Source organism: Burkholderia sp. MSMB2157WGS, assembly GCF_001532755.1.
In the GTDB taxonomy this organism is placed as follows: Bacteria; Pseudomonadota; Gammaproteobacteria; order Burkholderiales; family Burkholderiaceae; genus Burkholderia.
This window is the reverse complement of sequence record NZ_LPJG01000011.1, coordinates 634,149-656,705: the sequence shown is the minus strand read 5'-3', so window position 1 is coordinate 656,705 and position 22,557 is coordinate 634,149. Positions and strand designations below refer to the sequence as shown.

Below are 22,557 nucleotides of genomic sequence, written 5' to 3'. Positions count from 1 at the left end.
TGAAATGTATCACACGGGTTCGTGCCGGCGGCCGTTGGGGCAGCGCGGCACGGGCTTTCCGGCGCGCGGCGTCGCGACGGGCGCACGAGCGACCGTCGCGACGCCGCGCCGAGTCCATGGGGCCGGTCGGCAGCGGGGCGCGCACGCGCCGGCCCGCCGCCCCCGGCCTTTCCGCCAGGCCCGCTTCTCGATGACCGACGCTTCCGACCTGATCAGCACGTCCTATTCCCGATACCTGGCCCGCGCGGCTGCCGCTCGACCCGCGCTGGCCGAGCAGGTCGCCGCGTGGGCGGCCGCGCCGCTCGGCCGCGCGCAGCTCGACGCGCGCTTGACCGAGCTGCTCGCGACGCCGGCCGGCACGGCCGCGCCGGGCGACGAGCAACTGAAGCGCGCGCTGCGGCAATTGCGCGCCGAGGCGTTCGGTGCGGTCGCGGAGCGCGACCTGCGCGGGCTGGCGAACGTCGCCGAGGTCACGGGCGCGATGACCGATCTCGCCGAGGTGGCCGTGCAGCGCTCGCTGGCACTGCTGTCGGCCGAACTCGAGGCGCTGTACGGCGAGCCGCGCGGCGCCGACGGCCAGCGCGTCGTGCTCGGCGTGGTCGGGATGGGCAAGCTCGGCGGCCGCGAGCTGAACGTGTCGTCGGACATCGACCTGATCTTCGTCTACGAGGACGACGGCGAGACCACCGGCGGCGCACGTTCGCCGCTGTCCACACAGGAATACTTCACGCGGCTCGGCCGGCGCCTGATCGGCGTGCTGTCCGAGGTCACGGCCGACGGCTACGTGTTTCGCGTCGACATGCGGCTGCGCCCGAACGGCGATTCGGGGCCGCTCGTGTGCAGCCTCGGCATGCTCGAGGAATATTTCTACGTGCAGGGCCGCGAGTGGGAGCGCTATGCGTGGATCAAGGGGCGGCTCGTGTCGGAAGGCGACAGCGACGCGGCGCAGCGGCTCGCGTCGCAGCTCGAGTCGATCGTCAAGCCGTTCGTCTACCGTCGCTATCTCGATTTCGGCGTGATCGGCGCGATCCGTTCGCTGCACCAGCAGATCCGGCACGAAGCGGCGCGGCGCGCGTCGATGCGGCCCGACAAGGCCGACGACATCAAGCTCGGGCGCGGCGGGATCCGCGAGATCGAGTTCAGCGCGCAGGTGTTCCAGTTGATCCGCGGCGGCCAGGATGCGGGATTTCGCGTGCGGCCGACGCTCGCGGTGCTGCGGCATGCGCAGGCGCGCGGGCTGATCGGCGACGACGTATGCGCCCGCCTGACCGACGCCTACAACTTCCTGCGTACGCTCGAGCACCGGCTGCAGTATCGCAACGACGCACAGACGCACGCGATGCCGGTCGAGCCCGACGAGCGCGCGGCGCTGGCCGCGTCGCTCGGTTTTGCCGACTATGCGGCGCTGATGACGGTGCTGGACGGCCACCGCACGTTCGTCGAAGCGCAGTTCGACCAGATTTTCGCCGACAAGGCGAGCGGCGCGCCGTGCGCGGCCGGCGACGACACGGCCGCCGCGTGGATCTGGAGCGGCGCGCTGGCCGACGACGGCGAGGACGACGCGCTGGTCGCGCGCCTCGACGGCCTGGGCTTCGCCGATCCGGCCGCCGTGCTCGCGCGGCTGCGCGCGATCTGGCAATCGTCGCGCTATACGGGGCTGCCGGAAAAGAGCCGGCAGCGCTTCGACAGCGTCGCGCAGCGCGCGCTCGACGCCGCGCCGAAGATCGACGCCGCGCGCCGCGACGACACGATCGTGCGCCTGTTCGACCTGCTGGAGACGGTCAGCCGGCGCGGCGTCTATCTCGCGCTGCTGACCGAATATCCGGCCGCGCTCGACCGCGTGCTGTCGGTGCTCGGCGCGACGCGCTGGGGCGGCGGCTACCTGATCCGCCACCCGCAGCTGCTCGACGAATTGCTCGACGACGAGGCGATCGCGAGCCCGTTCGACTGGCCCGCGTTCAAGGATGCGCTGCGCGCGCGGCTCGCGGCGGCCGACGGCCCCGAGCAGCAGATGGACCTGCTGCGCCACGCGCAGCATGCGGAGGTGTTCCGGATCCTGCTGATCGATCTGGCCGGGCAACTGTCGGTCGAGCACGTGAGCGACCGGCTGTCCGAGCTGGCCGACGCGGTGCTCGACGTGACGATCGAAGTCGTCTGGTCGCAGCTCGCGAAGCGCCACCGCGACGTGCCGAAGTTCGCGGTGATCGCGTACGGCAAGCTGGGCGGCAAGGAGCTCGGCTATGCGTCGGATCTCGACCTGATCTTCCTGTACGACGACCCGGACGAGCGCTCGGCGGACGTCTACACGACCTTCACGCGGCGCCTGATCACGTGGCTCACGACCGCGACCGGCGCGGGCGCGCTGTTCGACATCGACCTGCGGCTGCGGCCGAACGGCGAGGCCGGGCTGCTCGTCACCGATCTCGACGCGTTCCGTCGCTATCAGCTGCGCGAGGGCGATGCGGCGAACACCGCGTGGGTGTGGGAGCACCAGGCGCTGACGCGCGCCCGCTACAGCGCGGGCGACGCGCAAATCGGCGCGGATTTCGAGGCGATCCGCCAGCAGGTGCTGACGACGCCGCGCGACGGCGGCGTGCTCGCGAAGGAGATCGTCGACATGCGCGGCAAGGTGTTTGCCGGCCACCCGAACCAGACCGCGCTGTTCGATCTGAAGCACGATCGCGGCGGGATGGTCGACATCGAGTTCATCGTCCAGTACTGGGTGCTGCTGCATGCGTCGAGCGACGCCGAGCTGATCCGCAATACCGGCAACATCGCGTTGCTGCGCGAAGTCGCGCGCTTCGGGCTGATGGGCGAGGACGAGGCCGAGCGCGTCGGCGCGGCGTACCGCACATACCGGAAGCTGCAGCACAAGCTGCGGCTCGACGGGATGGAGAAGGCGCGTGTCGATCCGGCGGTGGTCGCGGACGAGCGCGCGGCCGTGACGGCGCTGTGGACGCGTGTGTTCGGCGCGGTTGAAACGGGCGTTTGAACGAAGGCGGAAAGCGGGGCGGGCGCGGCATCGATCCGCCTACCGCCTCGAGTCGAATGGGCGAGCCCGCTCGACTCGAGCGGGACAGGCCGCGGCAATGTCAGGCCGCCAGCATTTCCTTCGCGTGCTTGCGCGTGGTGGCCGTGATTTCGAGCCCGCCGAGCATCCGCGCGACTTCCTCGATCCGGCTGGCGCGGTCTAGCGCAACCACGGTCGATACCGTGCCGCCGCGTTCGTCGGCGCCCTTCGCCACCTGGAAATGATGGTCGCCGCGCGCGGCGACCTGCGGCAGGTGCGTCACGCACAACACCTGGCGGTCGCGCCCGAGCTGGTGCAGCAGGCGGCCGACCACTTCGGCGACGCCGCCGCCGATTCCCGTATCGACTTCGTCGAAGATCAGCGTCGGCGTCGGGCTCGCCGCGCTGGCGATCACCGCGAGCGCGAGACTGATCCGCGCGAGTTCGCCGCCCGACGCGACCTTCGCGAGCGGCCGCAGCGGCACGCCCGGGTGACCGGCCACGCGGAATTCGACCTGCTCGAGCCCGTGCGGGCCGCCGTCTGCGAGCGGCACGAGCGCGACTTCGAAGCTTCCGCCCGCCATCGACAATTCCTGCATGCCGGCCGTGACGGCCGCGCCGAGCGCCTTGGCCGCCTGCGCGCGCGCCTTCGACAGGCGTTTGGCGTCGGCGAGATAGGCTTCCCGCGCCTTGGCCTGCGCCGCCTCGAGCGCGCCGAGATCGGCGGCCGCGTCGAGCGCGGCGAGTTGCGCGCGGCGCGCCGCATGCTCTTCGTGCAGCGTGTCGGGCGGCAGCCGGAACTTGCGGGCGGTCGAGTGCAGCGCGTCGAGACGCGTTTCGACCTGCGCGAGCCGCTCGGGGTCGAGATCGACGCGCTGTGCATAGTGCGACAGCGAATAGACGGCTTCCTGCAACTGGATCTCGGCCGGCTCCAGCGACGCGAGCGCATCGCCGAGCGCGGTGTCGTAGTCGGCCAGGCCGCGCAGCTTCGACACGATCGCGCCGAGCTGCGCGAGCATCGCGTCGTCGGACTCGGACAGTGCGTTGAGCGCGCCGCGCACGCCTTCGATCAGGTTCGCCGAATGCGATAGGCGCTTGTGTTCGTTGCTGACTTCGTCCCACTCGCCGGCTTGCGGCGCGAGCTTGTCGAGTTCGGCGAGCTGCCATGCGAGCTTTTCGCGTTCGAGCTGCAGCTCGCGCTCGTGCGCCTTCGCGGCGTCGATCGCCTGCGTCGCGTCGCGCCACACGCGCCACGCGCGCGCGACGTTCGCGGCCTCGGCGACGAGCCCCGCGTGCGTGTCGAACAGCTCGCGCTGCGCGTCGGGCCGCATCAGCAACTGATGCGCGTGCTGGCCGTGGATGTCGACGAGCATCTCGCCGAGCTCGCGCAGTTGCGCGAGCGTCGCGCTGGTGCCGTTGATGAATGCGCGCGAGCGGCCGTTCGCGTCGATCACGCGGCGCAGCATCACGGTGTCCTCGGCGTCGAACGCGTGCTCGTCGAGCCAACGCGCGACGCGGTCGTGCGGCGTGAATTCGGCCGTGATGTCGGCGCGGCCGCAGCCGGTGCGCACGACGCTCGCGTCGGCGCGTTCGCCGAGCGCGAGGGCGAGGGCGTCGATCAGGATCGATTTGCCGGCGCCGGTTTCGCCGGAAAAGACGGAAAAGCCGCTGTCGAATTCGAGATCGAGCGCGGCGACGATGACGAAGTCGCGGATCGAGAGGTGGCGGAGCATGGTATCGGGCGGAGCGGCGTCAGGACGCCTTGTCGTCTTCGTTCGATGCGTGTTCGTTCCAGTGCAGCTTCTTGCGCAGCGTCGTGTAGTAGCTGTAGCCGATCGGATGCAGGAACGGCACCGTGTGCTTCGAGCGGCGCACCTCGATCGTATCGTTCAGTTCGAGCGACGTGAACGACTGCATGTCGAAGTTCACGTTGACGTCGCGGCCGCCGACGATCTGGATCGCGATTTTCGAATCGTCGGGCAGCACGATCGGCCGGTTCGACAGCGCGTGCGGCGCGATCGGCACGAGCACGATGCCCGCCAGTTGCGGATGGAGGATCGGGCCGGCCGACGACAGCGCATACGCGGTCGAGCCGGTGGGCGTCGCGACGATCAGGCCGTCCGAGCGCTGGTTGTACATGTAGCGGCCGTCGACCGACGCGCGCAGCTCGACCATCCCGGAGAAGCCGCTGCGGTTCACGACGACGTCGTTGAACGCGAGCGCGTGGTAGATCGGTTCGCCGTCGCGCACGATCCGCGCCTCGAGCAGCGAGCGCTCCTCGCGCTCGAACTTGCCGGCCAGCATCACGGGCACGAGCGCCTGCATGTCGGATGCCGCGATGTCGGTGATGAAACCGAGCCGCCCGTGGTTGATCCCGATCAGCGGGGTCCGGTAGGGCGCAAGCTGGCGGCCGATGCCGAGCATCGTGCCGTCGCCGCCGAGCACGATCGCCACGTCCGCTCGCGCCCCGATTTCGGCCGGCGTGAGCGCCGGGTACCCGGCGATGCCGATTTCGCGTGCTGTCTCGCCTTCGAACACGACCTCGAAGCCGAGCGTGGCGATGCTGTCGGCCAGCGTGGCGAGCGGCTCGGCGATGCCGGGCGTGTTGCTCCGGCCGACGAGCGCGACAGTGTTGAACTGATTACCGGTTTTCATGCCGGCATTACACCATAGCTCGTTGACGAAAAGAACCGGCTGTGCGCCGACGGGGCCGGATCGGGCCGGCCCGCGCAATGGTGGTCGACGCCACTCGCCGCGCTCGCGCGGTTGCGCTAAAATTTTCCACCATGCTAGATCCTCGCGCACGAACCCTCCTGAAAACCCTGATCGAACGGTATATCGCCGACGGTCAGCCGGTCGGATCGCGCACGTTGTCCCGTTACTCCGGGCTCGAGCTGAGCCCGGCGACGATCCGCAACGTGATGTCCGACCTGGAGGAGCTCGGCCTCGTGTCGAGTCCGCACACGTCGGCCGGCCGGGTGCCGACGCCGCGCGGCTACCGGCTGTTCGTCGATACGATGCTGACGGTCGAGGCGCCGATCGACGCCGAGGCCGTCGCGCGCCAGGTGCAGAACACGCTGCAGGCCGGCGAGCCGCAGCAGCGGGTGGTCGCCGCCGCCGCGAGCGTGCTGTCGAACCTGTCGCAGTTCGCGGGTGTCGTGCTGACGCCGCGCCGCAGCCACGTGTTCAAGCAGATCGAGTTCATGCGCCTGTCCGACAAGCGCATCCTGCTGATCATCGTCACGCCCGAGGGCGACGTGCAGAACCGCATGCTCGCGACGCCGCGCGACTATTCGCCGTCGCAGCTGACCGAGGCGTCCAACTACATCAATGCGCATTTCGCCGGGCTGTCGTTCGACGAGGTGCGCCGCCGCCTGCGCGACGAGATCGACCAGCTGCGCGGCGACATGACGACGCTGATGCACGCGGCCGTGACGGCCAGCACCGAGGTGCCCGACACCGAGGACACCGTGCTGATTTCCGGCGAGCGCAACCTGCTCGAAGTGGCGGATCTGTCGTCCGACATGGCGCGGCTGCGCAAGCTGTTCGACGTATTCGACCAAAAGACGGGCCTCCTGCAACTGCTCGACGTGTCGAGCCACGCCCAGGGCGTGCAGATCTTCATCGGCGGCGAATCGACGCTCGTGCCGATCGAGGAAATGAGCGTCGTCACCGCGCCGTACGAGGTGAACGGGCAGATCGTCGGCACGCTCGGCGTGATCGGCCCGACCCGGATGGCGTACAACCGGGTGATACCGATCGTCGACATCACCGCGCGCCTGCTGTCGCTCACGCTGAGCCAGCAATAGCCAGCAATAACCGGCGGTCGCCCGCTCGATCCCGCCCCGCTATCGTGCCGCGCCGCCGCTTGCGACGACAGTCGGCCGAACGGCACGGGGCGGCCCGCTATAATTGAGGGCCGTCCGGTCCCGTGCCTCGAGCACGTCCTTGCCCATGCGTTTCGATCTCGAGCCGCCTTCGAACATCGCGGCCGCCCATCGCATCGGTGTGCTGCTGATCAATCTCGGCACGCCCGACGCGCCCACGCCGCGCGCGGTGCGGCGCTACCTGGCCGAATTCCTGTCGGATCCACGGGTCGTCGAAATTCCGCAGGCCGTCTGGCAGGTGCTGCTGCGCACGCTGATCCTGCCGCTGCGCGGCCGTGCCTCCGCGAAGAAATACGCGGCCGTCTGGATGCCCGAGGGCTCGCCGCTGCGCGTGTACACCGAGCGCCAGACCGACAGCGTGCGACACCTGCTCGTGTCGAACGGCTATCACGTGACGGTCGACTACGCGATGCGCTACGGCAGCCCGAACATTGCGCATGCGCTCGCGCAGTTCAAGCGCGCGGGCGTCGAGCGCGTGCTGTTGATGCCGATGTATCCGCAATACTCGGCGTCGACCACGGCCACCGCGTTCGATGCCGCGTTCGACGCGCTCGCGCGCATGCGCAACCAGCCGGAAGTGCGCACGGTGCGGCACTACGCCGACCATCCGGCCTATATCCATGCACTGGCCGAACAGGTGCGCCAGTACTGGGCACAGCACGGCCGGCCCGATTTCGCGGCCGGCGACAAGCTGGTGCTGAGTTTCCACGGCGTGCCGAAGCGCACGCTCGACCTCGGCGACCCGTATCACGACCAGTGTCAGCAGACCGGCGCGTTGCTGATGGCCGCGCTCGGGCTGTCGAGTACCGAATGCCGCGTCACGTTCCAGTCGCGCTTCGGCAAGGCCGAATGGCTGCAGCCGTACACCGCGCCGACGTTGCGCGAATTCGGCGAGGCCGGCGTGCGGCGGGCGGACGTGTTCTGTCCCGGCTTCACGGCCGATTGCCTGGAGACGATCGAGGAAATCGGCATGGAAGTGCGCGACGAGTTCCTCGCCGGCGGCGGCAAGACCTTCCACCGCATTCCGTGTCTGAACGGCGCGTCCGCGTGGATCGGCGCGCTCGGCGAGATCGTCGCGGAGAATCTGCAGGGCTGGCCCGTCAAGGCCGCGCAGCCCGAAACGGTCGGTTGAGACGAGATGAAACGATTTCCACGCGCTTTTCGTTCGCCGTTTTCCCGGAAAGCGGTCAGCCTCCTTGGGGCGGCCCGGCGGAGGCTGACATGAAACGACCCCCACGCTCACTGCGTTCGCTGCCCCCCGAGGGGGCGGTCAGCCTCCTTGGGGCGGCCCTGCGGAGACTGACATGAACTACAAGATTTCCACCGAGCCGGGCGCGAAGCTGCGCATCGACAAATGGCTGTGGGCGGCCCGGTTCTTCAAGACGCGCTCGCTCGCGACCGATGCGGTCGACAAGGGACACGTGAAGATCGGCGGTGCAGCGGTCAAGCCGGCGAAGGACGTGCGAGTGGGCGACGAGGTCGAGATTGCGATCGACGGCATCGTCTGGCACATTGCCGTGCTGGGCGTGTGCGACGTGCGCGGCCCCGCGAGCGTCGCGCAGACGCTCTACGAGGAAACGGAAGCGGGGCGGGCCGCGCGGCTCGCCGAACTGGAGCGACGCCGCACGTATCGCGAGCCGGCGGCCGGGCTGCACGGCCGGCCGACGAAGCGCGACCGGCGCATCATCGACAGATTTTCTGGTGGGAGCTGAACATCTGGTCGAACGTCGCCCGCGCGCTTCCGTATTCGGTCGTGCGGTCGGTGACGGCTCCCGACAGGCAGATGGTGGTGGTGCCGGCAATGAGTACCAGCGCGACCACCGATATCGCAAAGGTCAGTTTCACGGTACTCCCCTCGAGAACAAGGGTGAAAACGGCGCCAGGTGGATGTCGGGCGGCGGTCAGCTAGGGGTAAACACGCTTTTCCGACGCTTGAGTGGAGTGTAGTGCAGCGGGCCTGTGCGGAGCTAGTACTTGCCGGGTAAGCGTTGTTACAGGCCGTTTCGCCCGATCCGGCGAACGATGCGACGCCTGCACCAGGAAACGCGCGGTTGTTTCACGGCATTGGCGAATGTCGGCGAAAGACCCTCTTGAAATCGCAGTTTTCGCCCTTATTTGCACCACCAATGTGCGGTGCCGTCGGGTATACGTCCGACGGTTGCCGATTTGGCTTCAACCTCTAATCGACTTTCAGCGACATGGAAAACACGCAAGAGAACCCGGCTACCCAATCGGCCGAAGACATCGGTAGCGAAAAGCAGGCGGCGCAAGGCGCCGCACCCGCCGCCGAAGCCGCCGACGCGGCGCTCGCGGAGGCTCAAGCCAAGGTCGCCGAGCTCCAGGAAAGCTTCCTGCGGGCGAAGGCCGAGACCGAGAACGTGCGCCGCCGCGCGCAGGACGACGTGTCGAAGGCGCACAAGTTCGCGATCGAGAGCTTCGCGGAACACCTGCTGCCCGTGCTGGACAGCCTGGAAGCGGCCGTCAGCGATACCTCCGGCGACATCGCGAAGGTGCGCGAAGGCGTCGAGCTGACGCTGCGCCAGTTGACGAGCGCGCTCGAGAAGGGCCGCGTCGTCGCGATCAATCCGGTCGGCGAGAAGTTCGATCCGCACCAGCACCAGGCCATTTCGATGGTGCCGGCCGAGCAGGAGCCGAACACCGTCGTCACGGTGCTGCAAAAGGGCTACATGATCGCCGACCGCGTGCTGCGCCCGGCGCTCGTCACCGTCGCCCAGCCGAAGTAAGGCGGCCGACATGGTGCCCGCCGGCGTCGATCCGGCCGCGTTCGACGCGTTCGCCATGCAGGCGCTCGACGCCGGCACGTTCGACGCGGCCATCGACGGCGCGGGCGACGCACTGGCCGTGGTGTTCTTCTGGGGCGTCGACTGCTTCAACTGCGAGATCGCGAAGAAGGCGATGCTCGCGCAGCCCGACGCGATCCGCGCGCTGGGCCTGAAGTGGTTCCATTGCAACGTGTACGAGCACCCACAGCTGGGGCGCCGCTTCGGGCTGCACGGCGTGCCGACGTGGTTCTTCTTCCACCGCGGCAAGCGGCTGGGCCGCGCGACCGGCTGGCATGGCCTCGCGCAGTTCCAGGCAGCCGTCGCGGCGGCGCGCGCGAAGATGGCCGCGGCGGGAGGCGCGCCGTCCGGCGAAAGCGTCGGCGGCCGGCACGATCCGCTAGCCGGCGGCGATTGAAAAAATTTAATATCCGCATCGCTCGTCAGGTCTTGAAAACGGATCGGACGGACGCATTTCGGGAACAGAGTTGAATTCTGACGTGCGAAACCGCCCAAAAACGCGGCGTTTCGTGCAGCAAACAAGCATTTCTGGAGATTAGGAAAAAATGGGAAAGATCATCGGTATTGACCTCGGCACCACGAACTCGTGCGTCGCCATCATGGAAGGCAACCAGGTCAAGGTCATCGAGAACTCGGAAGGCGCGCGCACCACGCCGTCGATCATCGCCTACATGGACGACAACGAAGTCCTCGTCGGCGCGCCGGCCAAGCGCCAGTCGGTGACCAACCCGAAGAACACGCTGTTCGCCGTGAAGCGCCTGATCGGCCGCCGTTTCGAAGAGAAGGAAGTCCAGAAGGACATCGGCCTGATGCCGTACTCGATCATCAAGGCCGACAACGGCGATGCATGGGTCGAAGCGCACGGCGAAAAGCTCGCGCCGCCGCAGGTGTCGGCCGAAGTGCTGCGCAAGATGAAGAAGACGGCGGAAGACTACCTCGGCGAGCCGGTCACGGAAGCCGTGATCACCGTGCCGGCGTACTTCAACGACAGCCAGCGCCAGGCGACCAAGGACGCCGGCCGCATCGCGGGCCTCGAAGTCAAGCGGATCATCAACGAGCCGACGGCAGCCGCGCTCGCGTTCGGCCTCGACAAGGCCGAGAAGGGTGACCGCAAGATCGCCGTGTACGACCTCGGCGGCGGCACGTTCGACGTGTCGATCATCGAGATCGCGGACGTCGACGGCGAAATGCAGTTCGAAGTGCTGTCGACCAACGGCGACACGTTCCTCGGCGGCGAAGACTTCGACCAGCGCATCATCGATTACATCATCGGCGAGTTCAAGAAGGAGCAGGGCGTCGACCTGTCGAAGGACGTGCTCGCGCTGCAGCGCCTGAAGGAAGCGGCCGAAAAGGCGAAGATCGAGCTGTCGTCGAGCCAGCAGACCGAAATCAACCTGCCGTACATCACGGCGGACGCGTCGGGCCCGAAGCACTTGAACCTGAAGATCACCCGCGCGAAGCTGGAAGCGCTGGTGGAAGACCTCGTCGAGCGCACGATCGAACCGTGCCGCATCGCGATCAAGGACGCAGGCGTCAAGGTGTCGGACATCGACGACGTGATCCTGGTCGGCGGGCAGACGCGCATGCCGAAGGTCATGGACAAGGTGAAGGAGTTCTTCGGCAAGGATCCGCGCCGCGACGTGAACCCGGACGAAGCCGTCGCGGTTGGCGCGGCGATCCAGGGCCAGGTCCTGTCGGGCGACCGCAAGGACGTGCTGCTGCTCGACGTGACCCCGCTGTCGCTCGGTATCGAGACGCTCGGCGGCGTGATGACGAAGATGATCAGCAAGAACACGACGATCCCGACGAAGCACGCGCAGGTGTACTCGACGGCGGACGACAACCAGTCGGCCGTGACGATCAAGGTGTTCCAGGGCGAACGCGAAATGGCGGCGGGCAACAAGCTGCTCGGCGAGTTCAACCTCGAAGGCATCCCGCCGGCACCGCGCGGCGTGCCGCAGATCGAAGTGACCTTCGACATCGACGCGAACGGCATCCTGCACGTCGGCGCGAAGGACAAGGCGACCGGCAAGGAAAACAAGATCACGATCAAGGCGAACTCGGGCCTGTCCGAGGCTGAAATCGACCAGATGATCAAGGACGCGGAAGCGAACGCAGCGGAAGACCACAAGCTGCGCGAGCTGGCCGATTCGCGCAACCAGGGCGACGCGCTGGTCCACAGCACGAAGAAGGCGCTGACCGAGTACGGCGACAAGCTGGACGCGGGCGAGAAGGAAGCGATCGAAGCGGCGCTGAAGTCGCTCGAGGACGTGCTGAAGGACACGTCGGCCGACAAGGCGGCGATCGACGCGAAGGTCGAGGAGCTCGGCAAGGTGTCGCAGAAGCTCGGCGAGAAGATGTACGCCGACATGCAGGCCCAGCAGGCGGGTGCGGCCGGCGCGGCCGGTGCGGCGGAAGGCGCGGCCCATGCGGGCGGTGCGCAACAGGCTGCCGACGACGTCGTCGACGCCGAGTTCAAGGAAGTGAAGAAGGACTAAGCCGGGTTGCCATGGCACCGTACGCCGCGCGCGAAATGCGCGCGGCGCGGCTGACAAGCGGTCTGTCTTTCCTTCCGGATGGCCGGATCGACTCCACGCCTGGCGGGCCTTGCGGCCCTCCGGGCACATTTGTTTTTTGGCGGGTGCTGCGTGAGCCGTCCGCGGACGGCGCAGCGCCAGACGAGTCGAGAGACTTTACTGCGGGCGAAAGGAGCCGCCGCGTGCGCGATGCGTGGCGGCACAGTGAATCGATATGGCGAAACGGGATTACTACGAGGTTCTGGGCGTCGCGAAGAACGCGAGCGACGACGAAATCAAGAAGGCATATCGCAAGCTTGCGATGAAGTATCACCCTGACCGCAATCCGGACAGCAAGGATGCGGAAGAGCATTTCAAGGAGGCGAAGGAAGCCTATGAAATGCTGTCGGATGGTCAGAAGCGGGCCGCGTACGACCAGTACGGCCACGCGGGCGTCGATCCGAACATGGGCGGTGCGGGCGCGCAGGGCTTCGGCGGCTTCGCGGATGCATTCGGCGACATCTTCGGCGACATCTTCGGCCAGGCCGCGGGCGGCGCCGCGCGCGGCGGCCGCGGCGGCCCGCAGGTGTATCGCGGCGCCGACCTGCGCTACAGCATGGAAATCACGCTCGAGCAGGCCGCGCACGGCTACGACACGCAGATCCGCGTGCCGAGCTGGGTGTCGTGCGAAGTCTGTCACGGCTCGGGGGCGAAGCCCGGCACGAAGCCGGAAACCTGCCCGACCTGTCACGGCCAGGGCACGGTGCGCATGTCGCAGGGCTTCTTCAGCATCCAGCAGACCTGCCCGAAGTGCCACGGCACCGGCACCTACATCCCCGAGCCGTGCGCGCATTGCCACGGGTCGGGCAAGGTGAAGGAAACCAAGACGCTCGAAGTGAAGATCCCGGCCGGGATCGACGACGGGATGCGGATCCGCTCGGCCGGCAACGGCGAGCCGGGCATCAACGGCGGGCCGCCGGGCGACCTGTACGTCGAGATCCACATCAAGCCGCACGCGGTGTTCGAGCGCGACGGCGACGATCTCCACTGCCAGATGCCGATTCCGTTCACGACCGCCGCGCTCGGCGGCGAGATCGAGGTGCCGACGCTGGCCGGCCGCGCGTCGTTCCCGGTGCCGGAAGGCACGCAGTCGGGCAAGACGTTCCGCCTGCGGGGCAAGGGCATCAAGGGGCTGCGTTCGAGCATTGCGGGCGATCTGTACGTGCACGTGCAGGTCGAGACGCCGGTGAAGCTGACCGATCACCAGCGCGACCTGCTCAAGCAGTTCGAGAAGTCGCTGGCCGAGGGCGGCGCGCGTCACAGCCCGCAGAGCAAGAGCTGGTTCGATCGGGTGAAGAGCTTCTTCGAGTAACGGCATGACTGAAGGCAACGAGAGCGCGTCGTTCGCGCTCTTGGACGATTGCGACTCGACCGCGTCCGCGCGGTCGAGTCGTTTGTATTCGGGCTTCGTGCGCGAACGCGTGTGCACGGACCCGGCGCAGCTCGACGCCATCGACGCGGCGCTCGCGCAGGATCTGCGCGACGGGCTGCATGCGGTCGTCGTCGGCGATTACGAATTCGGACGCAACCTGCAACGGGCGCAGCCGGGCGATGCCCCGCTGCGCTTTTTGCTGTATGCGCGCTGCGAGCGGCTGTCGCGCGACGACGTCGACGCATGGCTCGCGCAGCAGGACGGCGGCGGCACGCCATCGATCGCGGGCGTCGCGCACGTCGCGAAGAGCGTGTCGCGCGATGCGTTCGACGCGGCGATCGCCGCGGTGCACGACGCGCTGCGCGCGGGCGATTCGTATCAGGTCAACTACACGTACCGGCTGAATTTCGACGTATTCGGCACGCCGCTCGCGCTGTACCGGCGGCTGCGCGCGCGCCAGCCGGTGCGGTACGGCGCGCTGATCGCCCTGCCCGACGGCGCGTGGGTCGTGTCGTGCTCGCCGGAGCTGTTCGTCGAGAAGCATGGCGACGTGCTGCGCGCGCGGCCGATGAAGGGCACCGCGCCGCGCTCGGCCGACCCGCGTGAAGACGCGGCGGCGGCCGCGTTCCTCGCGAGCGACCCGAAAAACCGTGCGGAAAACGTGATGATCGTCGACTTGCTGCGCAACGACGTGTCGCGGATCGCGCGCACGGGCAGCGTCAAGGTGCCGGCGCTGTTCTCCGTCGAGCCGTATGCGTCGGTGTGGCAGATGACGTCGACGGTCGAAGCCGGCTGGCGCGACGGCACGACGTTCGCGCAGATGCTGCGCGCGCTGTTTCCTTGCGGGTCGATCACGGGTGCGCCGAAGTACCGGACGATGCAATTGATCGATGCGATCGAGTCGACGCCGCGCGGGCTGTATACCGGTGCGATCGGCTGGCTCGACGCACCGAAGGGCGAGGCCGCGTCGGCAGGCGCTGCGGCCGGGTGCGGCGATTTCTGCCTGTCGGTCGCGATCCGGACGCTGACGCTCGATGCGGTCGCAGCCGATTCCGCCGCGACGATCGCCGCGCGCGACGCGGCAACGGCCGCCGCCGGCCGGCGGCGCGGCACGATGGGCGTTGGCGCGGGCATCGTGCTCGACAGCGTCGCGGCCGATGAATACGCGGAGTGCGAATTGAAAGCGCGATTCCTGACGGACGCCGACCCCGGCTTCCAGCTGTTCGAAACGACGGCCGCGACGCGGGCGGACGGAATTCGCCATCTCGATCGCCATCTCGCGCGGCTGCAACGCAGCGCGGATGCGTTCGGATTTCGCTTCGATGCCGACGCGTTGCGTCGCGAGATCGATGCGCGCTGCGCGGCGCTCGACGGCGACGGCGCGTACCGGATGAAGCTCGCGCTGGCGAAGGACGGCACGATCGAGATCGTCGCGGCGCCGCTCAAGCCGCTGCCGGCGGGGCCGGTCGGCGTGCTGCTGGCCTGCGCGCACGGCTTCGCGCCGACCCGCGCGAGCGATGCGCTGCTGCTGCACAAGACCACGCGCCGTGCCGAATACGACCGCGCGTGGCAGGCGGCGGAGGCGCTCGGCGGGTTCGACATGCTGTTCGTCAACGAGCGCGGCGAGGTGACGGAGGGCGGGCGCTCGAACCTGTTCGTGAAGCTCGACGGCCAGTGGGTGACGCCGCCGCTGACGAGCGGCGTGCTGCCGGGCGTGATGCGCGGCGTGTTGCTCGACGATCGCGCGTTCGGCGCGGTGGAGCGGGTCGTCATGCGCGACGATCTGGCGCGCGCGCAGGCGTTGCTGTTGACCAACGCACTGCGCGGGGCGCTCGACGCGGTGCTGAAGTGACGGGGTGACGGCTCGGGCAGCTTGCCCGGGCCGCGGCCGCCGAGCTTCGGCCACGCGGCTTCCGTAAAAAAAGCGCGGCGCCCGCAAAGGGCGCCGCGCTTTTTTTATCGGCAGGGCACCGGCGAACGAGCCGCCGGGTGCGCGTCAGAACGAGTGTTCCGGGCCCGGAAACGACTGGTCCTTCACCGCGCTCACGTAGGCTTCGACGGCCGCCTGAATGCTCGGCTGCCCCTGCATGAAATCCTTCACGAAACGCGGCCGCTTGCCGGGGAACACGCCGAGCATGTCGTGCAGCACGAGCACCTGCCCCGAGCAGTCGACGCCCGCTCCGATGCCGATCGTCGGGATTTTCAGCATGTGCGTGACTTCGGATGCGACGAGCGTCGGCACGGCTTCGAGCACGACGAGTTGCGCACCGGCTTCCTCGATCGCGCGCGCATCGCGCAGCAGTTGCGCGGCGCCCGCTTCGGTCTTGCCCTGGACCTTGAAGCCGCCGAACGCATGCACCGACTGCGGCGTGAGGCCGAGGTGCGCGCACACGGGCACCGACCGTTCGACGAGGAAGCGGATCGTATCGGCGAGCCATTCGCCGCCTTCGAGCTTGACCATCTGCGCGCCCGCGCGCATCAGCTTGACCGAATTCGCGAACGCGTCGGCCGGCGTCCCGTACGTGCCGAACGGCAGATCGGCGACGACGAGCGCACGCGGCTGAGCACGTGCGACACAGGCCGTGTGATAGGCGATGTCGTCGAGCGACACGGGCAGCGTGGTCGTATGGCCCTGCAGTACGTTGCCGAGCGAATCGCCGATCAGCAGCACGTCGGTGCCGGCGCGATCGAGCAGCGCCGAAAAGCTCGCGTCGTAGCACGTGAGCATCGCGATCTTCTCGCCGGCGTCGCGCATTGCCTGCAGCTTGGGTACCGTCACGGCAGGTCGGCTCGATTCCTGGAGATAGGTCATGGGAAATCCGGGTCGATGAGGGAGGAACGACAGGCGGGACGCGTCAACGCGCCGTCTCGCCCTTGACGAAGAATTCCTTGCGGCCGCGCATCGTCTCGATGCGCTCGACCAGCAGGGCGAGATCCTCGGGGGAATCCAGCGGGTTCAGGTGTTCGGCCGCGACCGTCAGCACCGGCGTGCGGTCGTAGTGGTAGAAGAATTCGTTGTACGCGTCGACGAGCGAGCGCAGGTACGCGTCGCTGATCTGCAGCTCCATCGGCGTCCCGCGCTTCTGGATGCGCGAGAACAGCACTTCGGGGCTGGCCTGCAGGTAGACGACGAGATCGGGCGACGGCGCCTGCGGCACGTCGACGTGCGCGGCGACCGAGCGATACAGCTGCCACTCGTCTTCCGGCAGGTTCAGCCGCGCGAAGATGTCGTTCTTCTGCGGCATGAAATCGGCGATCGCGGGCCGGCCCGTGTCGAGCGCGCCGATCAGCTCGCGCGCCTGCTGCGCGCGCTGCAGCGCGAACGACAGCTGGACGGGCAGCGCGTAGCGCGCGGTGTCGCGATAGAAGCGCTCGAGGAACGGGTTGTCCTGCGGGCGTTCGAGCAGCGTCTGCATCGACCAGCGCTCGGCGAGCAGGCGCGCGAGCGTCGTCTTGCCGACGCCGATCGGGCCTTCGATCACGAGATAGCGGTGCGGGGCGCGCAGGTCGGGCGCGGTGACGGTCAGCGGAGTCGAGTTCATCGGCAGCGGGTCTTGTCGGCGTTTTCGCCGGCGGCGAGCGCCTTCTGCATCGGGCACTGGCAGGTTTGCACCTTTTCGACGCGCTGATCCGCGACCGCGGCGAGAAAGGCGTCGGCACGGCCGCGCGCGGGGATGTCGAGCGCCGGCTCGATTTCGACGAGCGGCACGAGCGCGAATGCGCGGTCGGTGAGGCGCGGGTGCGGGACGATCAGGTCGGGTTCGTCGATCGAATCGGTGCCGAACAGCAGGATGTCGAGGTCGAGCGTGCGCGGCGCATTGCGGTACGGGCGCTCGCGGCCGAAGTGATGTTCGATCTTCTGGCAGAGCGCGAGCAGCTCGCGGGCCGACAGCGTCGTGTCGAGCTTGACGACGCAGTTGTAGTAGTCGTCGCCGCCGGCTTCGAACGGCGCCGTGCGATACAGGCTCGACTTGCCGAGGATCGAGATGGTGCGCTGCTGCGCGAGGCACACCACCGCGTCCTTCAGGGTCTGGCGTGCATCGCCGAGATTCGCCCCCAATCCGATATATGCAACCGTCATGGCATCACTTCCTACGTCGTTCGCCGGCGCATGCGTCAGTCGTCGGAACCGCTCGCGGTATCCGGCGCCTGCGCGGCGACGCCTTCACCCGGATTGCGGTTTCGCGCACCGCCGCGGCGGCGCCGCTTGCGGGGCGATTTTTCCTTCGAGCCGCCCTGCGTGAGCAATGCCTCGCGAGCGGCCGCGTCGCCTTCGATGAAATCCGTCCACCACTGTCCGACTTCCGCGTCGAGCTCGCCGGATTCGCAGCGTAACAGGAGGAAATCATACCCCGCTCTAAACCTTTGGTGTTCCAGCAGCCGCATCGCGCTGCGGCCCGAGCGCTTCTCGAGGCGCAACTGCAGGCCCCAGATCTCGCGCATGTCGGCCGAGTAACGCTTGTGGATCGCGAGTTTCTCGGTCTGCATGTCGAGCACGTCGTCCATCGCGCGATGGAGCGCCGGCACCGGGATTTCGCCCGCGGCCGTGTACTGCTCGAAGCGCTGGCGCATGTCGTGCCACAGCAGCGTCGCGAACAGGAAACCCGGCGACACCGGCTTGCCGGCGCGCACGCGCGCGTCGGTGTTGTTCAGCGCGAGCGTGATGAACTTCTCGCCCTGCGGCTGTTCGAGCACGACGTCGAGCAGCGGCAGCAGCCCGTGATGCAGGCCTTCCTTGCGCAGCCGCTGCAGGCACGCGAGCGCGTGCCCCGACAGCAGCAGCTTCAGCATTTCGTCGAACAGGCGCGCGGCCGGCACGTTGTTGATCAGGTCGGCGAGCGCGTGGATCGGCTCGCGCGTATGCGGTTCGATCTCGAAATCGAGCTTCGCCGCGAAGCGCACGACGCGCAGCATCCGCACCGGATCCTCGCGGAAGCGGGTGGCCGGATCGCCGATCATCCGCAACAGGCGCGCGCGTACGTCGGCCATCCCGTCGTGATAGTCGAGCACCGTCTGCGTCGACGGGTCGTAGTACATCGCGTTGATCGTGAAGTCGCGGCGCGCGGCGTCCTCGTGCTGCTCGCCCCACACGTTGTCGCGCAGCACGCGGCCGCTCGCATCGACCGCGTGCGTGCGGCGATCGAGTTCGTCGCGCTTCAGGCGCTTCGGCGGCTCGGCCGCGGCCGCCTCGGGCGGCGCGTCGACCAGCGCGCGGAACGTCGATACCTCGATCAGCTCCTGGCCGAACTGCACGTGGACGATCTGGAAGCGGCGGCCGATCAGGCGCGCGCGGCGGAACAGGCGCTGCACCTCGGTGGGCGTCGCGTCGGTCGCGACGTCGAAGTCCTTCGGCGCGATGCCGAGCAGCAGGTCGCGCACCGCGCCGCCGACGATGAACGCGCGAAAGCCCGCCTGCTGCAGCGTGTCGGTCACGCGTACCGCGTTCCTCGAGATCAGTGCCGGGTTGATGCCGTGCACGCTGGCCGGCACGACGGTCGGCGCATGGTTGCTGCGCGATTGCTTCGCGCCGCCGCGGGCGCCCTTCGGCGCGCGCGGGGCAGCAGGGGCCGCTTCGTCGGCCGGGGCCGCGGCGGGAGGCGTTTGCTCGGTTTCGTCCTGCCCGAGCAGCTTGCGAATGAATTTTTTGATCACGACGTTCAGAAGAGATCCAGGATGCGCCAGCCGCGGTTGCTTGCGTGCGCACGCAGCGTGTCGTCGGGGTTGGTCGCGATCGGGTCGGTGACTTTCTCGAGCAACGGAATGTCGTTGTGCGAGTCGCTGTAGAAATAGCTGTGTTCGAAGTCGTCCCAGTGCTTGCCGAGCGATGCGAGCCACGCTTCGGTGCGCACGATCTTGCCTTCGCGATAGCTCGGCGTGCCGGTCGGCCGGCCCGTGTACGGCGAATCGGGATGCCCGTCGGTCGTTTCGGCCTCGCATGCGATCAGCGTGTCGACGCCGAACGCGGTCGCGATCGGGCGCGTGATGAATTCGTTGGTGGCCGTCACGACGCAGCACAGATCGCCGGCGTCGATGTGCTTGCGCACGAGTTCGAGCGCGGCGGGCGTCATCGCGGGGCGGATCACCTCGTGCATGTACTGCTCGTGCCATTCGGCCAGCTGCGCGCGCGAATACTTCGCGAGCGGCGTGAGCATCGCGCACAGGTACGCGTGGATGTCGAGCTTGCCGGCCTTGTAGTCGGCGAAGAACTGATCGTTCTGACGCGAGAAGCTTTCCGCGTCGACGATGCCGAGCTTCACCATGAAGCGACCCCATTCGTGGTCGCTATCGGTCGGGATCAGCGTGTGATCGAGGTCAAAGAGTGCCAGATTAGTCATGGAAGCGCATTTTACTCGAAGCGGTTCGGGCCCGTGCCCGGTGGAGCGATGTCGTCGCCGGGACGCGCGAGCATCCGGCGCAGCAGCGGCAGCGTGACCGCGCGTTTCTGCTCGAGCGAGAAGCGGTCGAGCGCGTCGAGCAACGCCATCAGGCTCGGCATGTCGCGGCGGAAATGGGTCAGCAGGTACGCGGCGATGTCGTCGGTGAGCGCGATCCCGCGCTCCTTCGCCGCGAGCTTGAGCACGGCGATCTTGCCGGCGTCGGACGGCGGCGACAGGTGGAACACGAGCCCCCAGCCGAGCCGCGTGCGCAGATCCTCGCGCACGTCGAGCGCGAGCGGCGCCGCCGGGCCCGCCGCGACGAACGCGCTCGACGGGTGCGCGCGCACTTCGTTGAACAGGTTGAACAGCGCGACCTGCTGCGTGTCGCTCATCCGGTCGCAGTCGTCGATCGCGTAGATGCCGATGCGCGGGTCGAACGTGAACGCGCCGAGCGGGCTCTGCGGCGTCAGGTAGCGCGCGTAGCCGTACGACGCGTCGCTCACGAGCGCCTGCAGCAGGTGGGTGCGGCCGCTGCCCGGTTCGCCCCAGATATAGAACGACCGGTCCGGCACGGGGCCGGCCGCGAGCGCGAGATCGAGCTTCTGCAGGCGCGTGACGAGCTCGTCGTTCTCGTCGCTCATGATGAAGTTGTCGAACGTGGCGGGCGGCGGCGTGCCGAGATCGAGCGTCAGTTGACGGGACACAGCAGTCACAATGCGGGTCGGTTGAAAAAACGCGTGCCGTACGCCGGGCACGCGCGAGGGAAGGCGCCCCGGCTGGCTTCACGCGCGACCGTACGCACGGCGCGGCGCGGGTTTCGGCGCGCTTCGCCCGGCGATGAAAACGGGGACGTGTTGACCAAGATGCGATCCCTGACGATTCGGTGCTGGGAATTCCGGCCAACGGGCCGGCTTCGGGTAAAATCGCATTTTACCGACCTTCTCGCATTCCCCCATGAATCCTCCGAAATCCGCTCCCGACGCTCAGGGTCTGTCCTACCGCGACGCAGGCGTCGACATCGACGCAGGCGACGCGCTCATCGACAAGATCAAGCCTTTTGCGAAGAAAACCTTGCGCGACGGCGTGCTCGGCGGCATCGGCGGGTTCGGCGCGCTGTTCGAAGTGCCGAAGAAGTACAAGGAGCCCGTGCTCGTGTCGGGCACCGACGGCGTGGGCACCAAGCTCAAGCTGGCCTTTCATCTGAACAAACACGACACCGTCGGCCAGGATCTCGTCGCGATGAGCGTCAACGACATCCTCGTGCAGGGTGCCGAGCCGCTGTTCTTTCTCGACTACTTCGCGTGCGGCAAGCTCGACGTCGACACGGCCGCGACCGTCGTCAAGGGCATCGCGCAGGGCTGCGAACTGTCGGGCTGCGCGCTGATCGGCGGCGAAACCGCCGAAATGCCGGGCATGTACCCGGACGGCGAATACGACCTGGCCGGCTTCGCGGTCGGCGCGGTCGAGAAGAGCAAGATCATCGACGGCAGCACGATCGCCGAAGGCGACGTGGTGCTCGGCCTCGCATCGAGCGGCATCCACTCGAACGGCTTCTCGCTCGTGCGCAAGATCATCGAGCGCGCGAATCCCGATCTGTCGGCGGATTTCCACGGCCGCTCGCTGGCCGACGCGCTGATGGCGCCGACGCGCATCTACGTGAAGCCGCTGCTCGCGCTGATGCAGAAGCTGACGGTGAAGGGCATGGCGCACATCACGGGCGGCGGTCTCGTCGAGAACATCCCGCGCGTGCTGCGCGAAGGCCTCACCGCCGAGCTCGACCAGCACGCATGGCCGCTGCCGCCGCTGTTCAAGTGGCTGCAGGAGCACGGCGGCGTCGCCGACGCGGAAATGCACCGCGTGTTCAACTGCGGGATCGGCATGGCCGTGATCGTCTCGGCGGCCGATGCCGACGCAGCGATCGCCGACCTGACCGCCGCCGGCGAACAGGTGTGGAAGATCGGCACCGTGCGTGCGACCCGCGAAGGCGAGGCGCAGACGGTCGTGGTCTGACGCACGGCAGCAGCAGAATGCAGTATGGAAAGCCGCCCGGCATCGCTCCGGGCGGCTTTTTTTCGGGCGCCGCGTGCGTACGGACGCGCGCCGACGAAGGAGGGGCGACGATGACCGAAGACGAACGCGCGATCCGCGAGCTCGTGGAAACCTGGTTCGTGTCGAGCCGGCGCGGCGATCTGGCGACCGTGCTCGACCTGATCGCCGACGACGCGATCTTCATGGTGGCCGGCAAGCCGCCGTTCGACAAGGCGGCGTTCGCGGCCGCGTCGCGCGACGCGAACGTCGGCGCGGCCCCCCCGCCGAAGATCGACGGCCGCTACCGGATCGACGAGCTGCGCGTGATCGGCGATTGGGCATACATGCGCAATTTCATCGAGATCGACGCGACGCCGCCAGGCGGCGAGACGATCCGCCGGTCGGGCCACACGCTGACGATCTTCCGCAAGGCCGACGGCCGCTGGCAGCTCGTGCGCGACGCGAATCTCGTCACGCTCGCGAGCTGAGCGCGACGGCGCCCGACTG

General features: G+C 68.1%; 20 protein-coding genes. 11 read left to right on the top strand and 9 right to left on the bottom strand.

Features of this window, described 5'->3' with window-relative positions:
* The first annotated feature begins 190 nt into the window (after nucleotides 1–190).
* Nucleotides 191–2,992, top strand: coding sequence for a bifunctional [glutamate--ammonia ligase]-adenylyl-L-tyrosine phosphorylase/[glutamate--ammonia-ligase] adenylyltransferase (gene glnE / locus WT53_RS07680; RefSeq protein WP_034206470.1), 2,802 nt, complete (start codon nucleotides 191–193; stop codon nucleotides 2,990–2,992).
* Nucleotides 2,993–3,092: 100 nt separating this feature from the next.
* Here glnE and recN read toward each other — a convergent pair whose 3' ends face one another.
* Together recN and WT53_RS07670 are read right to left on the bottom strand one after the other, a co-directional pair.
* Nucleotides 3,093–4,742 carry a DNA repair protein RecN gene (gene recN / locus WT53_RS07675; RefSeq protein WP_034206471.1) on the bottom strand — a complete coding sequence of 550 codons (1,650 nt, stop codon included), beginning with the start codon at nucleotides 4,740–4,742 and terminating at the stop codon, nucleotides 3,093–3,095.
* A 19-nt stretch (nucleotides 4,743–4,761) separates the two neighbouring features.
* Nucleotides 4,762–5,664, bottom strand: a complete 903-nt coding sequence (locus WT53_RS07670; protein WP_034206472.1) for an NAD kinase — start codon at nucleotides 5,662–5,664, stop codon at nucleotides 4,762–4,764.
* A gap of 131 nt (nucleotides 5,665–5,795) precedes the next feature.
* Between WT53_RS07670 and hrcA the strand changes: the two genes are divergently transcribed.
* The 3 genes from hrcA (at nucleotide 5,796) to WT53_RS07655 (ending at nucleotide 8,608) form a co-directional block, all read left to right on the top strand.
* Nucleotides 5,796–6,818 (top strand): heat-inducible transcriptional repressor HrcA, encoded by a 1,023-nt coding sequence (gene hrcA, locus WT53_RS07665; protein WP_011544637.1) that lies wholly within the window; start codon nucleotides 5,796–5,798, stop codon nucleotides 6,816–6,818.
* Nucleotides 6,819–6,963: 145 nt separating this feature from the next.
* Entirely contained in the window at nucleotides 6,964–8,028 is a 1,065-nt protein-coding gene (gene hemH / locus WT53_RS07660) for a ferrochelatase (RefSeq protein ID WP_034206473.1), read from the top strand.
* 172 nt (nucleotides 8,029–8,200) lie between these two features.
* Nucleotides 8,201–8,608 (top strand): RNA-binding S4 domain-containing protein, encoded by a 408-nt coding sequence (locus WT53_RS07655; protein WP_034206474.1) that lies wholly within the window; start codon nucleotides 8,201–8,203, stop codon nucleotides 8,606–8,608.
* On the opposite strand, the gene WT53_RS33805 is transcribed toward WT53_RS07655, so the two are convergent.
* On the bottom strand, nucleotides 8,580–8,741 hold the full coding sequence (locus tag WT53_RS33805) for a hypothetical protein (RefSeq protein ID WP_006476841.1): 162 nt from the start codon (nucleotides 8,739–8,741) through the stop codon (nucleotides 8,580–8,582). The two genes, WT53_RS07655 and WT53_RS33805, sit on opposite strands and share 29 nt — an antisense overlap.
* Nucleotides 8,742–9,094: 353 nt before the next feature.
* Here WT53_RS33805 and grpE point away from each other — a divergent pair, with 353 nt between their 5' ends.
* The 5 genes from grpE (at nucleotide 9,095) to WT53_RS07630 (ending at nucleotide 15,497) form a co-directional block, all read left to right on the top strand.
* The gene (gene grpE / locus WT53_RS07650; RefSeq protein ID WP_034206475.1) at nucleotides 9,095–9,640 is read left to right on the top strand and encodes a nucleotide exchange factor GrpE; all 546 of its coding nucleotides are present in this window, start codon (nucleotides 9,095–9,097) and stop codon (nucleotides 9,638–9,640) included.
* A gap of 10 nt (nucleotides 9,641–9,650) precedes the next feature.
* A complete protein-coding gene (locus WT53_RS07645; RefSeq protein ID WP_060259047.1) occupies nucleotides 9,651–10,094 on the top strand; it encodes a thioredoxin family protein in 444 nt (147 codons plus the stop codon).
* Between the two features lie 148 nt (nucleotides 10,095–10,242).
* Complete coding sequence (dnaK, locus tag WT53_RS07640; RefSeq protein ID WP_034206477.1) at nucleotides 10,243–12,195, top strand: molecular chaperone DnaK; 1,953 nt, start codon at nucleotides 10,243–10,245, stop codon at nucleotides 12,193–12,195.
* A gap of 253 nt (nucleotides 12,196–12,448) precedes the next feature.
* Nucleotides 12,449–13,585 (top strand): molecular chaperone DnaJ, encoded by a 1,137-nt coding sequence (gene dnaJ / locus WT53_RS07635; protein ID WP_034206478.1) that lies wholly within the window; start codon nucleotides 12,449–12,451, stop codon nucleotides 13,583–13,585.
* 4 nt (nucleotides 13,586–13,589) lie between these two features.
* Nucleotides 13,590–15,497: a chorismate-binding protein gene (locus WT53_RS07630; protein WP_034206479.1), complete on the top strand. Its 1,908-nt coding sequence runs from the start codon at nucleotides 13,590–13,592 to the stop codon at nucleotides 15,495–15,497.
* Between the two features lie 144 nt (nucleotides 15,498–15,641).
* On the opposite strand, the gene panB is transcribed toward WT53_RS07630, so the two are convergent.
* From panB to hda, 6 genes are read right to left on the bottom strand one after another with little or no spacing between them, the layout of a single operon-like run.
* Complete coding sequence (gene panB / locus WT53_RS07625; protein ID WP_034206480.1) at nucleotides 15,642–16,457, bottom strand: 3-methyl-2-oxobutanoate hydroxymethyltransferase; 816 nt, start codon at nucleotides 16,455–16,457, stop codon at nucleotides 15,642–15,644.
* Between the two features lie 43 nt (nucleotides 16,458–16,500).
* Nucleotides 16,501–17,187, bottom strand: a complete 687-nt coding sequence (locus WT53_RS07620) for a deoxynucleoside kinase (RefSeq protein WP_034206481.1) — start codon at nucleotides 17,185–17,187, stop codon at nucleotides 16,501–16,503.
* Nucleotides 17,184–17,726 carry a 2-amino-4-hydroxy-6-hydroxymethyldihydropteridine diphosphokinase gene (gene folK, locus WT53_RS07615; protein WP_034206482.1) on the bottom strand — a complete coding sequence of 181 codons (543 nt, stop codon included), beginning with the start codon at nucleotides 17,724–17,726 and terminating at the stop codon, nucleotides 17,184–17,186. Before folK ends, WT53_RS07620 begins: the two co-directional genes overlap by 4 nt.
* A gap of 35 nt (nucleotides 17,727–17,761) precedes the next feature.
* A complete protein-coding gene (pcnB, locus tag WT53_RS07610) occupies nucleotides 17,762–19,297 on the bottom strand; it encodes a polynucleotide adenylyltransferase PcnB (RefSeq protein WP_060259043.1) in 1,536 nt (511 codons plus the stop codon).
* Between the two features lie 5 nt (nucleotides 19,298–19,302).
* Nucleotides 19,303–19,980, bottom strand: a complete 678-nt coding sequence (locus WT53_RS07605) for an HAD family phosphatase (protein ID WP_034206484.1) — start codon at nucleotides 19,978–19,980, stop codon at nucleotides 19,303–19,305.
* Between the two features lie 11 nt (nucleotides 19,981–19,991).
* The gene (hda, locus tag WT53_RS07600; RefSeq protein ID WP_034206485.1) at nucleotides 19,992–20,726 is read right to left on the bottom strand and encodes a DnaA regulatory inactivator Hda; all 735 of its coding nucleotides are present in this window, start codon (nucleotides 20,724–20,726) and stop codon (nucleotides 19,992–19,994) included.
* A 250-nt stretch (nucleotides 20,727–20,976) separates the two neighbouring features.
* Between hda and purM the strand changes: the two genes are divergently transcribed.
* Nucleotides 20,977–22,032 carry a phosphoribosylformylglycinamidine cyclo-ligase gene (gene purM / locus WT53_RS07595; RefSeq protein ID WP_027783630.1) on the top strand — a complete coding sequence of 352 codons (1,056 nt, stop codon included), beginning with the start codon at nucleotides 20,977–20,979 and terminating at the stop codon, nucleotides 22,030–22,032.
* Nucleotides 22,033–22,142: 110 nt separating this feature from the next.
* Nucleotides 22,143–22,538 carry an SgcJ/EcaC family oxidoreductase gene (locus tag WT53_RS07590; protein ID WP_034206486.1) on the top strand — a complete coding sequence of 132 codons (396 nt, stop codon included), beginning with the start codon at nucleotides 22,143–22,145 and terminating at the stop codon, nucleotides 22,536–22,538.
* Nucleotides 22,539–22,557: the final 19 nt, after the last annotated feature.

Excerpts from the sequence above, each read along its gene's own strand:
- glnE (WP_034206470.1), top strand. The coding sequence starts at position 191 with ATGACCGACGCTTCCGACCTGATCAGCACGTCCTATTCCCGATACCTG.
- recN (WP_034206471.1), bottom strand. The coding sequence starts at position 4,742 with ATGCTCCGCCACCTCTCGATCCGCGACTTCGTCATCGTCGCCGCGCTC.
- WT53_RS07670 (WP_034206472.1), bottom strand. The coding sequence starts at position 5,664 with ATGAAAACCGGTAATCAGTTCAACACTGTCGCGCTCGTCGGCCGGAGC.
- hrcA (WP_011544637.1), top strand. The coding sequence starts at position 5,796 with ATGCTAGATCCTCGCGCACGAACCCTCCTGAAAACCCTGATCGAACGG.
- hemH (WP_034206473.1), top strand. The coding sequence starts at position 6,964 with ATGCGTTTCGATCTCGAGCCGCCTTCGAACATCGCGGCCGCCCATCGC.
- WT53_RS07655 (WP_034206474.1), top strand. The coding sequence starts at position 8,201 with ATGAACTACAAGATTTCCACCGAGCCGGGCGCGAAGCTGCGCATCGAC.
- grpE (WP_034206475.1), top strand. The coding sequence starts at position 9,095 with ATGGAAAACACGCAAGAGAACCCGGCTACCCAATCGGCCGAAGACATC.
- WT53_RS07645 (WP_060259047.1), top strand. The coding sequence starts at position 9,651 with ATGGTGCCCGCCGGCGTCGATCCGGCCGCGTTCGACGCGTTCGCCATG.
- dnaK (WP_034206477.1), top strand. The coding sequence starts at position 10,243 with ATGGGAAAGATCATCGGTATTGACCTCGGCACCACGAACTCGTGCGTC.
- dnaJ (WP_034206478.1), top strand. The coding sequence starts at position 12,449 with ATGGCGAAACGGGATTACTACGAGGTTCTGGGCGTCGCGAAGAACGCG.
- WT53_RS07630 (WP_034206479.1), top strand. The coding sequence starts at position 13,590 with ATGACTGAAGGCAACGAGAGCGCGTCGTTCGCGCTCTTGGACGATTGC.
- panB (WP_034206480.1), bottom strand. The coding sequence starts at position 16,457 with ATGACCTATCTCCAGGAATCGAGCCGACCTGCCGTGACGGTACCCAAG.
- WT53_RS07620 (WP_034206481.1), bottom strand. The coding sequence starts at position 17,187 with ATGAACTCGACTCCGCTGACCGTCACCGCGCCCGACCTGCGCGCCCCG.
- folK (WP_034206482.1), bottom strand. The coding sequence starts at position 17,726 with ATGACGGTTGCATATATCGGATTGGGGGCGAATCTCGGCGATGCACGC.
- WT53_RS07605 (WP_034206484.1), bottom strand. The coding sequence starts at position 19,980 with ATGACTAATCTGGCACTCTTTGACCTCGATCACACGCTGATCCCGACC.
- purM (WP_027783630.1), top strand. The coding sequence starts at position 20,977 with ATGAATCCTCCGAAATCCGCTCCCGACGCTCAGGGTCTGTCCTACCGC.
- WT53_RS07590 (WP_034206486.1), top strand. The coding sequence starts at position 22,143 with ATGACCGAAGACGAACGCGCGATCCGCGAGCTCGTGGAAACCTGGTTC.